At 72.7% G+C, this 13,315-nt stretch carries 10 protein-coding genes and 1 riboswitch; of the genes, 2 read left to right on the top strand and 8 right to left on the bottom strand.

The features are described 5' to 3' along the window. Window positions 1–33: 33 nt before the first annotated feature. Entirely contained in the window at window positions 34–1,887 is a 1,854-nt protein-coding gene (gene typA / locus FXF65_RS18435) for a translational GTPase TypA (protein WP_148351210.1), read from the bottom strand. Between the two features lie 228 nt (window positions 1,888–2,115). Then, a riboswitch (cyclic di-AMP (ydaO/yuaA leader) is annotated at window positions 2,116–2,264 on the top strand. 7 nt (window positions 2,265–2,271) lie between these two features. Here typA and FXF65_RS18430 point away from each other — a divergent pair. Next, on the top strand, window positions 2,272–3,279 hold the full coding sequence (locus tag FXF65_RS18430) for a C40 family peptidase (protein WP_148351209.1): 1,008 nt from the start codon (window positions 2,272–2,274) through the stop codon (window positions 3,277–3,279). Window positions 3,280–3,345: 66 nt separating this feature from the next. On the opposite strand, the gene FXF65_RS18425 is transcribed toward FXF65_RS18430, so the two are convergent. The 3 genes from FXF65_RS18425 to FXF65_RS18415 form a co-directional block, all read right to left on the bottom strand. After that, a complete protein-coding gene (locus FXF65_RS18425) occupies window positions 3,346–3,756 on the bottom strand; it encodes a (deoxy)nucleoside triphosphate pyrophosphohydrolase (protein WP_246198906.1) in 411 nt (136 codons plus the stop codon). A gap of 5 nt (window positions 3,757–3,761) precedes the next feature. Then, a complete protein-coding gene (locus FXF65_RS18420) occupies window positions 3,762–4,601 on the bottom strand; it encodes a Mut7-C RNAse domain-containing protein (protein WP_148351566.1) in 840 nt (279 codons plus the stop codon). Between the two features lie 86 nt (window positions 4,602–4,687). Continuing rightward, the gene (locus FXF65_RS18415; RefSeq protein ID WP_148351208.1) at window positions 4,688–5,986 is read right to left on the bottom strand and encodes an amidohydrolase family protein; all 1,299 of its coding nucleotides are present in this window, start codon (window positions 5,984–5,986) and stop codon (window positions 4,688–4,690) included. Window positions 5,987–6,047: 61 nt separating this feature from the next. Between FXF65_RS18415 and FXF65_RS18410 the strand changes: the two genes are divergently transcribed. After that, window positions 6,048–6,572: a MarR family winged helix-turn-helix transcriptional regulator gene (locus FXF65_RS18410; RefSeq protein WP_187412374.1), complete on the top strand. Its 525-nt coding sequence runs from the start codon at window positions 6,048–6,050 to the stop codon at window positions 6,570–6,572. Between the two features lie 12 nt (window positions 6,573–6,584). On the opposite strand, the gene FXF65_RS18405 is transcribed toward FXF65_RS18410, so the two are convergent. Genes FXF65_RS18405 through FXF65_RS18390 form a run of 4 tightly spaced genes read right to left on the bottom strand, consistent with a single transcriptional unit; the run spans window position 6,585 to window position 13,184 of the window. Next, a complete protein-coding gene (locus FXF65_RS18405; RefSeq protein WP_148351206.1) occupies window positions 6,585–7,634 on the bottom strand; it encodes a C40 family peptidase in 1,050 nt (349 codons plus the stop codon). After that, window positions 7,631–8,272 carry a hypothetical protein gene (locus FXF65_RS18400; RefSeq protein WP_148351205.1) on the bottom strand — a complete coding sequence of 214 codons (642 nt, stop codon included), beginning with the start codon at window positions 8,270–8,272 and terminating at the stop codon, window positions 7,631–7,633. The genes FXF65_RS18405 and FXF65_RS18400 overlap by 4 nt, the downstream gene beginning before the upstream one ends. After that, window positions 8,272–10,698 (bottom strand): type IV secretion system protein, encoded by a 2,427-nt coding sequence (locus FXF65_RS18395; protein ID WP_148351204.1) that lies wholly within the window; start codon window positions 10,696–10,698, stop codon window positions 8,272–8,274. The genes FXF65_RS18400 and FXF65_RS18395 overlap by 1 nt, the downstream gene beginning before the upstream one ends. After that, entirely contained in the window at window positions 10,695–13,184 is a 2,490-nt protein-coding gene (locus FXF65_RS18390) for an ATP-binding protein (RefSeq protein WP_246198904.1), read from the bottom strand. Before FXF65_RS18390 ends, FXF65_RS18395 begins: the two co-directional genes overlap by 4 nt. Window positions 13,185–13,315: the final 131 nt, after the last annotated feature.

Raw genomic sequence — 13,315 nt, 5'->3', positions numbered from 1 at the left:
CGCGGGCCGCCCCTTTTCGGCGCGTTCAGCAGGTCATCCGGCGCGCTTGGAGCGGGCGCGCATGCGCTCGCGCTCCTTGGCGTCCAGCACGACCTTGCGGATGCGGACGGCGCGCGGCGTGACCTCGACGCACTCGTCCTCGCGGCAGAACTCCAGGGCCTCCTCCAGGGAGAGGAGCCGCGGCGGCGTGAGCCGCTCCAGCTCGTCGCCCGTGGACGACCGCATGTTCGTGAGCTTCTTCTCCTTGGTGATGTTGACGTCCATGTCGTCGGACCGGGAGTTCTCCCCGACGATCATGCCCTCGTACACCTCGGTGGTCGGCCCGACGAAGAACGTGCCGCGGTCCTGGAGGTTGGTGATCGCGTAGCCGGTGGCGGCGCCCGCGCGGTCGGCGACGAGCGAGCCGGACGGCCGCGTCCGCAGCTCGCCGAACCACGGCTCGTACCCCTCGAACACGTGGTGCGCCATGCCGGTGCCGCGCGTCTCGGTCATGAACTCGGTGCGGAACCCGATCAGGCCGCGCGCCGGGACGAGGAACTCCATCCGGATCCAGCCGGTGCCGTGGTTCGTCATCTGCTCCATGCGGCCCTTGCGGACGGCGAGGAGCTGCGTGACGGCGCCGAGGTGCTCCTCGGGGATGTCGACGGTGAGCCGCTCGACCGGCTCGTGCTTCTTGCCGTCGATCGTCTTCGCGACGACCTGCGGCTTGCCGACGGTCAGCTCGTAGCCCTCGCGGCGCATGTTCTCGACGAGGATCGCGAGCGCCAGCTCGCCGCGGCCCTGCACCTCCCAGGCGTCCGGACGCTCGGTCGGCAGCACCTTGATCGACACGTTGCCGACGAGCTCCCGGTCGAGCCGGTCCTTGACCATGCGGGCGGTGACCTTGGTGCCCTTCTCGCGTCCCGCCATCGGACCGGTGTTGGTGCCGATCGTCATCGAGATCGCGGGCTCGTCCACGGTGATCAGCGGGAGCGGGCGCGGGTCGTCCGGGTCGGCGATGGTGTCGCCGATCATGATGTCGGGGATGCCGGAGATCGCGATGATGTCGCCCGGCCCCGCCGCCTCCGCGGGCTTGCGGGTGAGCGCGTCCGTCATCAGCAGCTCGGTGATCTTGACGCGGTCGACGCTGCCGTCGTGCCGGAACCAGGCGACCTGCTGGCCCTTCTTGATCGTCCCGGCGTGCACGCGGCAGAGCGCGATCCTGCCGAGGTAGCTGGACGCGTCCAGGTTCGTGACGTGCGCCTGGAGCGGCGCGTCCGGGTCGTAGGACGGCGCCGGGATCGTCCCGGTGATGACCTTGAACAGCGGTTCCAGGTCGGGGCTGCCGGGCATCTCGCCGTCGGCGGGCTTGTCGAGCGAGGCGCGGCCGGCCCGGCCGGAGGCGTACACGATCGGGAAGTCGATCTGCTCCTCGTCGGCGTCGAGGTCCATGAACAGCTCGTACGTCTCATCGACGACCTCGTCGATGCGGGCGTCCGGGCGGTCGGTCTTGTTCACGACGAGGATCACCGGGAGCTTCGCCTCGAGCGCCTTGCGCAGGACGAACCGGGTCTGCGGGAGGGGGCCCTCGCTGGCGTCCACCAGCAGGACGACGCCGTCCACCATGGACAGCCCGCGCTCCACCTCGCCGCCGAAGTCGGCGTGGCCCGGCGTGTCGATGATGTTGATGGTCAGCCCGTTGTGCCGGACCGCGGTGTTCTTCGCGAGGATCGTGATCCCCTTCTCGCGCTCCAGGTCGTTGGAGTCGAGCACCCGGTCGTCGACGTCCTGGTTCTCGCGGAAGGCGCCGGACTGCCAGAGCATGGCGTCGACCAGCGTCGTCTTGCCGTGGTCGACGTGGGCGACGATCGCGACGTTCCGGAGGTCGTCGCGCGTGGAAATGGGCATGCGGGTTCGCCTTGCGTGAGAGTTCGGGATTCACCGCAAACGGCGGCAGCCACTTATTCTACTTCCCCGCGCGCGCCGCCCGCCCCGGCGGACGAGCCGGGCCGCCGTCCGGGTACGGTCCGCGCGGGCGTCCCGACCGGCTCGCGGCGGCTGGGCGATTCGCCAACTTTGCCGATCCTTTGTAATCTGCCCGAGATCCGGCCGTCCGAAGCCCCACCCCCCGGGACTGCGGCCGGAGCGCCGAATCTCCCGGACGCCGGGAGAACCGGGGACCCAACCCCCCGGGGTGAATCGACGCGCCACGCGAGGGCGCGCCGTAGGGCGACTCCTGGCCCGAACCCGTCAGCTAACCCGGTAGGCGCGCGAGGAGAGGAGAGCACCGGTTTGACACCGGCTCCGCATCGGCGGCGGATCACGCCCGCCGCCACCGCCGCACTGCTCGTCATCGGACTCGGCGCCGCCGCGCCGGTCGCCGCGCACGCCGCGCCCGTGGCCGCGCTCACCGCCGCCGCGCCGACCCCCACGCCGACGACGGAGCAGGGCCTCCGCAAGAGCCTCGACGCGCTGAACGAAGAGGCCGAGATCCTCACCGAGAAGTACAACAAGACCCGCGTCGACCTGGGCAAGGCGATGCAGGCGCAGCGCGCCGCCGCCGACGAGGCCGCGCGGCTGCGCGCCGCCGCCGCGCCCGCGCGGGAACGGCTCGGGCAGCTGGCCGCGGCGAACTACATGACCGGCGCGCCCGACGCGATCTTCGGTTCGAGCGGGTCCCCGGACGGCCTGTCCGACCGGGCCTACCTCGCGCAGAACCAGGCCGCGGCAGTGAAGGCGCTGCAGAAGCAGATCGACCAGGCCGAGTCCGCGCAGCGGTCGGCGGAGGCCAAGACCGCGCAGGTCAGGAAGGCCGCGGCGGACGCCAAGCAGGCCCGCGCCGCCGCCCGCGGCAAGGTCGCCGAGGTGATGAAGCGGCTCGACAAGCTGACCACCACGCACGTCCGCGACCCGCACACCGGCCTGAGCGCGACCATCAAGGGCTCGGGACTGCCCGCGAAGATGGCCCGCAAGGCGCTCACCAAGATCGGCTCGCCGTACGTGTGGGCCGCCGCCGGGCCGACCGGCTTCGACTGCTCCGGACTCGTCGTCTGGGCCTACGCCCAGGTCGGCAAGCCGGGCCTGCCGCACTACACCGGTGACCTGTTCGCGCTGGGGACGAAGGTCTCGCGGAGCGAGCTGCGCTCCGGCGACCTCGTGTACTTCGGCGGCAACCTGCACCACATGGGGATCTACCTCGGCGACGGCAAGTTCCTGCACGCGCCGCAGACCGGCGATGTGGTGAAGATCTCCAACCTGTCCGACCGGTCCGACTTCGCGGGCGCCAACCGCATCTCCTGAGCGGACACCGGCGCCATCGAGGGATGAGACGTCGGGGGCTTCCTGCGGCGCGGCAGGAAGCCCCCGTCACTCTCCGAGACCGACGCCGATGCCGTAGGCGGGGGCGTCGGCGGCGAGGACGTCGATCACCGGGCGGTCGCCCGGCAGCCAGTCGACCTCGTACAGCTCGGCGGGCGTCAGCCAGCGCAGCGCGAGGTGCTCCAGGGCGCGCGGCTCGCCCTCGACGAGGCGGGCCGTCCACACCCGGAGGAGGGCGCGGTCGCTGAGCCGCCAGTCGCCGCCGACCCGGCGCTCCAGCCGCACCTTGACCGCCAGCTCCTCGTGGCACTCGCGGACCAGCGCGTCCTCGTCGGACTCCCCCGGGTCGACCTTGCCGCCCGGCAGCTCCCAGCCGCCCGCCATGTGCGGCGGCTCGGCCCGCTGCGCGGTCAGCAGCCGCCCGCCGGAGACGATCGCCGCGCCCACGACGACGGTCACGGCGGTCACCGTCCGGCCCCGGACGCGGTTCCGGCGGCGGTTCCGGACGCGGTTCCAGCGGCGGGTTCGGACGCGGCGGCGTAGGCGCGGGCCTCGCGGACGATCCGCTCCAGGTGGTCGCCGTGCGCGCCGCGCCAGTAGATCTTGCCGCAGTCGGAGCAGCGGCCGTAGACGTCGTAGCTGCGGCGCGTGCCCGCCTGGAGGGCGTTCTCGATCTCCTCCTTGGCGACCGGGACGAGCTCCCCGTTGCAGGCCGTGCACCGCGTCCACGGGCGCTGGACCGGGGCGAACCGGTCGAGCAGGTCGCGGAGCTGGTCGTCCGGGCGGGAGCCGCGCACGTACGCGCCGAACCACAGCGCCCGGCGGCGCAGCAGCCCGCGGTCCTGGGTGAGGAGGACGCGGCGCTCCTCGTTCGCCTGGACGACGAGCGCCGGGTCGTCCATGTCGTTGTGGTAGGCGGTGTCGAGGCCGAGCAGGCGCATCCGGCGGGCGAGCGTGCCGAGGTGGACGTCGAGCAGGAAGCGCGGCGCGACCTGCCCCGGCTCCAGCGGGACGGCCTGCGGCCGCGGCACCGCCGCCACCCGCACCTCGTCGCCCGGCCCTGGACGGGTGGACGGCCCGGCGGGCTCGCCGCCGACGGTCATCGGACCGGCCTCCGGCAGCGGGACGCCGAGCGACTCGACGAGATGCCCCAGCGTGGACGTGCCGTCGCAGGCCACGCGGTTCACCGGCGCGCGGCGGACGGCGGGCAGGAACATCAGCAGCTCCTCGGCCACCCGAATGGTGATCTCCGGCTCTGTGGTCGTCTGTGACTCCTTGGTGTCGGGCTCCACGCGGATCAGCATGCCACGCCGGTCCGTCATTCCCCTTCGCATTATCCGTCCGCCGCGCGTCCGGCGGCGGAACGGCGGCGCGGAACGGCGACCGGGCGTCAGACGGAGGTCAGGCGTCCGGCCGACTCCGCCAGCGCGGTGAGCAGGGCCGGGACGTCCTGCCCCGGCAGTGTCCCGCCGCGCTTCACCACCCGGCCGCCGACGAGGACGGTGTCCACGTTGCGGACGTCCGCCGACAGGACGACGGCGGCGATCGGGTCGTGCGCCGCCGCGAGGCCCAGCGTGTCGGTGCGCAGGACGAGCACGTCCGCCTGCTTGCCCGGCGTCAGGGACCCGGTGACGCCCGCGAGCCCGATCGCCTCCGCGCCCTCGATCGTGGCCATCCGCAGCACGTCGGCGGCGGTCAGGCCGAGCCCCGCGCCGCCGGGACGCCCCCGCTCCAGGACGTAGGCGGCCCGCATGATCGAGAACATGTCGCCGGGGCCGCACGAGACGACGTCGGCGCCGAGGCCGGTGGGGACGCCCGCGTCGCGGGCCCGCCCGGTGGGCGGCGGGCCGATGTCCAGCACGGCCTCGACGGCGGGGGTGGCGGCGACCGTCCCGCCGTGGGCGGCGATGCGCTTGAACTCGTCGCCGGTGTAGTGGTTCGCGTGGACGTGGGACGCCGGACGGTCCCAGAGGCCGTGGGCGTCGAGGAACGCCAGGCCGCGGGCGGCGCTCTCCGGCCCGAAGCCGCCCATGTGCACGGTGATCGGCAGGTCCAGGTCGCGCGCCAGCCGCCATTCGCGCAGCGCCCGCTCCGCGCCCGCGATCTCGGGGCCGAGCGCGGCCATGGCCATGGAGACCGTCCCTCCGGAACCGCCCGAGCCGTCGAAGTGGGCGCGGCGGACGCGGGCGGTCTCGGCGGCGAGCGCGTCGAGGTCCCCGTCGCCGCCGTAGCAGTAGCCGAACACGGCACGGATGCCCGAGTCGCGCAGGGCCGCGACGCTCGCCTCGGTGTGGCCGGGTCCGAGCTGGATGTTCGACCAGTCGACCAGCGTCGTGATCCCCGAGTCGAGGCACTCCAGGGCGCCGGCGAGCGTCCCGGCGAACACGTCGTCCGGACGGTACCGGGGCGCCAGCTCGCCGAGGATCCGCCGCAGGTAGTCGGGCAGCGTCGCGTCCGGCAGGATCGCGCGGACGCCCGCCTGCCAGGCGTGCCGGTGCGTGTCGACGAACCCCGGCAGGACGAGGCGGCCGGTCGCGTCGATCACGTCGGCGTCCGGCGGGGCGTCGAGGCCGGGGCCGACGGCGGCGATCAGGCCGTCCCGGACGAGCACGTCGGCGCGTCCGAGCACGGTGGGGACGGGGTCGGTGTCGATCACCAGCCCGTTCCGGAGCAGCGTTGAGGTCGTCATGCGGCAAAGCTTAGAAACAAGCTTTTCAGAAAGCAATAGGGCGAGCGAGTATTCTCGGCGGGTGCGAGCAAACGACGGCGGACCACGGGACGACATCGACGCGGTCGCCGAGACCTGGCGGCGGGACGGGCTCTCCGAGCCGCTCATCGCGATGCTGGAGGTCGGCAAGCGGGCCGGGCGGATCACCATGCTCCTCCAGCAGGCCCTCCGCGCCGACCTCGCCGAACTCGGCCTCACCTACGCCGAGTTCGAGGTGCTGACCGTCCTGCGGCGGGAGGGCGAGCCGTACCGGCTGCGGCCGAGCGAGCTGACCCGGTCCGCGTTCCTCACCTCCGGCGGGACGAGCAACGTCCTGCAGCGGCTGCAGAAGGCGGGCTACGTCGAGCGGGAGGCCAACGCCGGGGACGCGCGCAGCCGGTTCGTCCAGCTCACCCCGGTCGGGCTGCGGGTCACCGAGCGCGCGCTCGCCGCGTCCGCCGACGCGCACGAGGAGGTCATGGCGGGCGTCCCCGCGGGCGACGTCCGGGGCGCCGCCGACGCGCTCCGCGACCTCCTGCTCGTCATCGGCAGGCGCCGCTACCGGTAGCCCGCCGGGCCGTCAGCCGGCCAGCGCGTCGACCTTCTTCTGGACGTCGGGACGCGCCAGCGGCCGCGTCACCCCCACCCAGTCGGGCCGCTTGTACGTCTTCACCCCGATCGCCGGGACGCACGTCGAGCAGCTCGCCACGATCATCTTGCCGTTGCCGATCACCATGCCGACATGGCCGGGGCTGTTCGAGGACGTCCCCGGACCGGAGTTGAAGAACACCAGGTCACCGGGCAGTTCCTTGCCCTTGCCGACCTTCACGCCGTACGGCCACTGCTCGAACGTCGTGCGCGGGATGGCGAGGCCCGCCGACCGGTACGCGGCCTGGATCAAGCTGGAGCAGTCCCAGGCGTCGGGGCCGTTCGCGCCGAACACGTACGGCTTGCCGCGCTGTGCCATCGCGAACGTGATGATCTTCCGGACGAGCTCCGAGGCGTTCTGCGGGAGGTCGTTGTCGGCGCAGTCGACCCCGTTCGCCTGGACGACCTTGAAGTCGCCGCCGACGTACTTCTCCGCCCAGTCCAGGACGAGGTTCACGTACTCCCACGAATGGTTGTACTGGAAGATCGCAGTTCGCATCCGCTGCGGCGCGCCGTTGTGCTTCAGGTACGCGGCGGCGGTCGGGATCGCGTCCGCCGGGTCGTAGCGGTCCTTGCGGCCGTCCTTGTTCCCGTCGACCGCGAACGACTTCCACGTCGCGGCGAGGAACTGCATCGGACCGCCCGCGCCCGCGTAGTTCTCCCCGCTCTTGACGCCCGGGAGCGTGGACGTGCCGTGCCCCGTCTCAACCTTCCCGATCCCGGCGAGGACGTTCCACGGGATGCCGTACGCGCGCCCCGCGCCCTTGTAGAAGTCCAGGTAGTTGGCGGGGATGGCCTTCGCGTCGTCCGCCGCGGCGGGCTGCGCGCCGGCGCCGGAGGTGTCGACGCAGCCGCCGCCGCCCGCCATGCCGCCGCCGAACATGAACCGGCTCGTCCCGAACAGGACCGGGACGATCAGCAGCGCGGCGAAAGCGGTCGCGGCTACGCAAAGGGCACCGGCGATCAGCAGCCGCCGGTTCATCCCGTGTCACCCGCCTGCCCGGCGTCGGCGGGCTGGAACGAGTAGACCTTGAGGGAGTTGCCGTCGCGTGCGACCGTCACGGCGTACCGCTTGCTGTCGCCGCTGGTCTTGCCGCCCTTGGTGACCTGCTGCCGGCCGGTCACCACGAAGATGATCGAGTTGTCGGCGATGTCGCTGACCTGGTCGATGCTCGCCGAACCCTGCGCGACGACCTGCTCGCGGCGCCGCTCTTCCAGGATGCCGGGGGTGGACGCGTCGCGGGCGAGCTGCGTGCCGAGGTCGCCGCTGGTGAGGGCGGTCAGGCGGCCGGCGTAGGTCTCGGGGGGCTCGTCGAAGCGGTACGTCCCGTACGCGGCGACGAACCGTCCGGCCAGGTCGGCGGCGGTGGCGAACTCCTCGCGGGAGAACGGCAGCAACCTGTAGACGTCGAAGGAGTTCGGGTCGACCGCGCCCTGGATGCCGGGCGGCGGGGACGCGGGCCCGGTCGCCGTCGCCGTCGCGCTCGGACGCGGCCGCGCGTCCGAGTCGCCGGAGTCGTCGTCGCCGGGCCCGGCCACGGTCAGGTAGACGCCGATGACCGCGAGCACCACGACGAGCCCCCCGAACAGCAGCCTGCGCTGGCGTTCGTTCAGGTTCATCACTCGTCCCGGTCGACCGGACGCAGCCAGAACGGGATGGGCGGGCCCGCCTCGGAGCCGCGCCTGTCCCACAGGGGCGGCGGCGTCTGGCCGCCGCTCGGACCGTTGCGCGGCGGCGTGCCGCCGCCGCCCGCCGTTCCGCGCTGGCGCGGGATGTTCGGCTCGGGCTCCGACCCGCCGCCGCTCCCGCCCCCGCCGCTGCTGCCGCTACCGCCGCCGCTGTTGCCGCCGCCGGGACGGCCGCGGCCGCGCTCCGCCGCGCCGGACGAGCGTCCGCCGAACCAGCCGCCGCCCCCGCCGTTCCCGGAGCCGTTGCCGCCGCCCGTGCTGCCGCCCGAGCCGCCCGACCTGCCGGAACCGCCTGAGCTGCCGCCGGAGCCGCCGTTCCCGCCGCTGACGCCGCCGCTTGTGCCGCCGTTGTTGCCGCCGCGTCCGGACCAGGACGTCGGTCGGGCGGTCCCGCCGCCCGTGCCCGTGGACGGCTTCCCGCCGCCCGGCCGCGCGCCCACCGGCTCGCCCGCACCGCCGACACCGCCGCCGACACCGCCGCTCACACCGCTGCCAATGCCGCTGCCGCCGTCCTTGCTGCGGTCGCCGAGCGCCCGCGACGGCAGGTTCAGCGGCGGCGCGCCGCGCCGGGACCGGCCGTGCGCGGCCGCGGAACCGCCGCGCGGCCTCGCCGCGAGGACGGGCGCGTCCTCCGGCGACTGGCCCTCGCCCGTCCCGGTGACCGCGGCCCGCCGGTCGGACGCGACCGCGGCGGTGGCGGGCGAGGTGTCCCGCTGCGCGCCGGGCGCGGCGGCCTCGGACGCCGCCTCCCGCTTCGCCCAGCGGACGAGCCCCGCCCCCGGCACCGCGGAGGCGACGCCCATCGTGCTCCGGCGCGCCTCGGTGACGGACCGGTTGAGCTGCGCCTCGCTCTTCTCCCGCGAGCCGATCGCGGAGTATCCGACGGCTGAGAACAGGTGCTGGAACGGCTTGCGGTAGATGAACGCCGCGAACGTCACCAGCGCGATGAGCAGGATCTGCAGGCCCCACGGCAGCGTCTCGCTGAGGATCAGCCCGTACGCCCACAGCAGCAGTGACAGCACGCCTATCAGCGCGGCCTGTTTGAGCAGCATCGACAGGAGCAGTTCCAGCCAGCGGACGGCGATCACCCGTCCGATGCCGGGATGGATGCCGATCCCGAGGAAGATCGGCCCCGCCACGAGCAGGAGCAGGAACGCGATCTTCACGACGATCAGCGCGATCGCGATGACCAGGATCAGCACGCCCGCGACCAGCGCGGCGAGCAGCCCGCCGAACGCGACCGCCAGCCGGTTCTCCCAGTTCTTGCCCTGGTAGAGCGGATACGTCCCGGGATGCTCTTCCTTGATGTTCTTCGAGACGTCCTTGTAGGCGTCGGCCTTCTTGCCGAGATTGGCCTGGTTCGCGCCGTACGTCTCCGGCAGGTCGACGGCCTGCGCCCAGAGCAGCTTGTCGGCGTTGTCCTTGACGACCTTGGCGTTGGGGTCCGTCGTCCCGAACTCGCCTTGCAGCCACGGCTTGCACACCAGCGCGACCCACAGCCGGTTCGCGTTGCGGGACGTCGCGTCCAGGTTCTGCGACGCGGCCGGGTCGGGCTTGCCGCCGGGCGCGGGTATGCACACTCCACCCGTCGTGCCGCTCTGCGGCAATGCCGCGTTGAACGCGGCGCTCGTCGCCTCCGACGTCTTCGTCCCGAGCGTGGTGAAGTCGGACGGACGCGCGATCAGCCAGACCAGCGCGACCATCGCGACGACCATCCAGACGACGCCTTCGGTGACCTTGCTCGCCCGCTTCCGGACGAGCCCCCACCACGCCAGCCACATCGCGCCGAGGATGACCACCCACGACCAGTAGCGGGCGTTGAACGTCTTGCCCATGTCGGTGATGACGCCGTCGACGGTGCTCTTCAGCCAGCCGAGCAGCGACTCCGACGCGGCCGCCTGGTACACGCTGATCGTCGTCCGGTCGATGGCACGGACGGCGGTGAACACCGTGTTGGCGAGGCCGTTGCCCATCAGCGCCATGGCGTCCGAGCAGCCCATGTCGACCGCGTACCAGGTCTGCCCGGCCGTCCCGTAGCGGTCGTAGTAGGTGAGCTGCTCGACCGGCGTCTTGCGCAGCTGCTGGTTCGGGTAGTCGGGCGGCTTGATCAGGCCGTCCGTCCCCGACCCGTACTGCTCGGGGGCCGGGTTGTCGGCCGGTTTGCAGACGTCCGGGACGAACGGGTTCGCGCTGGCCATCGGCGACAGCCCGACCATCAGCACGACCGCCGCCAGCATCACCAGCACCGGCCGCCGCGCGCGGCGCAGCCGCCGGCGGCGAGGCGAGGCGAGCACGGAACGGTCGAGACCTTCGCCGGGCGAGCGCTGCAGGCGCGCCATCCGGTCGCGGGTTCTCATCTGCCGACCTCCTCGACCTCTGCCCCCGCGACGGTCAGTTCGGACGAGCCCGGTCTCGACCGGGTCGGGTTGGTGTCCAGCCAACGCTGCAGTTCCTCGGAGATCAGGTCGACGCCGATGCGCCCCGCTCGGCCGTCGAGGTCACGGAAGATGCACTCGCCGTTGCCGAGGTTGCGCAGCACGGCCTTGTGCTCGTCGGACGCCTCCACACCGAGCAGCGACATCACGTTGCCGACCTCGACCCGCTCGGTGGAGCGGAAGGAGAACACCGACGACAGGCAGTTGGTGACCTGCTCGTTCAGCAGGTCACCGGCGTTCTGGGAGACGAGGATCAGCGCGGTGTTGCGGGACCGTCCCATCCGCGACACCTCGGGGATCAGCTTCGCGCCCTCCGGCGTGGACGTGATCGCCCACGCCTCGTCCAGGAAGATGGCCTTCGGGAGCCGCCGGTCGAGCCCGTGCATGAGCCGCCGCGCGAACTGCGACACCAGGTACATCAGCGCGACGGACAGCCGCTGCTCGTAGGAGTAGTCCTCGCGGGAGATCGCGACGTCCGGGAGGGTGAGCCCGCCGAGGGTGAACACGGTCGTCCAGCCCGCGGTGTCGATGCGCTCGCCGCCGGACGGGTCGAAGCACAGCCGCGCGAGCCGCATCTCCGACATCGACCGCAGCACCGCGCCGAGGTTCTTGGACGCCGGGTCGTCGGACGCCTCAAGGTGGTCGACGACCCGGCCGAGCGAGGGCCGCTCGGCGTTCGCGACCGCGCCGACCGCCTGGATCATCGCGGACTCGCGCTCCTCCGACATCCGCGGCAGCAGCAGCCGCAGCGTCTCGGTCGCCATCGTCTTCATCGTGGCGAGGTCGTCGCCGAACGAGAACGGGTCGAGCAGGCCGGGCGCGGCGGAGCCGAGCGGCAGGATGCGCGCCCTGCGCCCGCGCGCCTTCAGCAGCTCCACCAGCGACTCGGCGTCGCCCTTCGGGTCGATCGCCGCGACCGTCACGCCGCGCAGCGCCATCTGGTAGATCAGCAGCAGCGCGAGGGTCGTCTTGCCGCCGCCCGGCTCGCCGGTGATCGCGACCGCGGTCGGACGGTTCCGCGCCGCCGCGACCAGCGGGTCGAAGTGCACGATCGAGCGGGCCCGGCCGAGCGTCTCGCCGACGTACGGGCCGATCCAGCCCTCGTCGTTGTCGTCCGGGCGGTCGCCGAGGTCGACGGTCGCGACCGGCATGCCGCCCGCGATCGTCCGCAGCGGCTGGCGCTGCGCGTACGCGTTCAGCCTGATCTGGTCGCCGGGCAGCGACTCCAGGAACAGGGAGAACTGGTCGCCGGTCGAGTTGACGACGTCGATGCCGATGTCGCGGTAGTGCTCGACGACCGCGTCCACCCGCTGGGCGAGCAGTTCCTCCGTCGGGGCCGACACGATCAGCCGGTGCCACCCGTACACGAACGGCAGGCGCTCCTTCGTGATGCCGTGCTCCAGCATCCGCGCCGCGTCGATCTGCTCCGCGAGCGCGATCGGCGCCTCCGCGCCCGCCTCCCGGATGTGCTGGTCCATGTCGCGGGCGTGCGCGAGCTTGCGCGAGACGTCCTTGGACGCCTTCGCGGGCGGGATCAGCTTCATCCGCGCGCTGATCTCCACCGGGAACGGCAGGGCGTCGGCGTAGTGGAACCAGGGCTCGCCGTCCGGGAACGGCATCATGTCGGGGAACCGGGCGAACGACAGGTACGCGACGTACGACGCGGCCGTCGCGCCGCCGCCCGCGCCGGTGAAGTTCGGCTGCTCGATCCGCAGGTAGGAGCGGCCGTTGTGGATCGCTCCCTCGACCAGCGACTCGATCTCGCCCTTGCCCCACGTCCGGCGCGACACGGCGGACGGCGGCGGGTCGGCCAGCGACCCCGTCACCGCGTGCTGGAACAGCCACGCCACCTCGGTGGAGGTGGTGTGCCGCGCGTAGAGGGCGGACCCGCCGAGGGCGCGGCCGACGCGCTCGGCCTGCTCCGTCCAGCGGGCGATCTCCTTCTTGTCGATCGCGTCGTCCACGACGCCGAGGACCTTCTCGCTCCGCTTGTAGAACCCGAGGAGCTGCGACAGCACCCCGCCGGACAGGTGCGCGCCCATCCCGCGCGGCCCGAGCCTCACCCCGAGGTAGACCTCCTTGGTCCAGAAGTCCTTGGCCCACACGTGGGCGTAGGTCTCCTCCAGGTACTCGCGCCAGCCGGAGCCGCCGTCGGACGTCCGGTCGAGCGCGAGCGCCCAGTCGGCGGCCGGGTACGTCCGGTGCGCGATCCGCAGGTGGACCTCGGCGTCCTGCATCCGGATGCCCGCCAGCGCGATCGTGATGTTGGTGGCGAGCGCCTCGCGCTCCTCACCCGTCGTGAACTCGTACGACACGGTCGGCAGGCGGAAGTACGCCCAGGCGGCGTTGTCGGTGAGGAGGACGCGGTCGTCGAAGTACCGCACCGCCAACCGGCTCGACTTGCTCACGCGCCCCTCCCAACCCCGGTCCATTGTCCCGATGCGCCGCGAGGCGCGCAGGACCGTCGGGGGAAGTGTTCGCCGTCCGGACGGTCATCAAGATCAGGCGCGCCCGCCAGTCCGACGACGGTGTCCGCTCG

The sequence above is a fragment of the Actinomadura syzygii genome (assembly GCF_008085905.1).
Taxonomy (GTDB): Bacteria; Actinomycetota; Actinomycetes; order Streptosporangiales; family Streptosporangiaceae; genus Spirillospora; species Spirillospora syzygii.
This window is presented reverse-complemented; position numbering and strand designations above follow the sequence as displayed.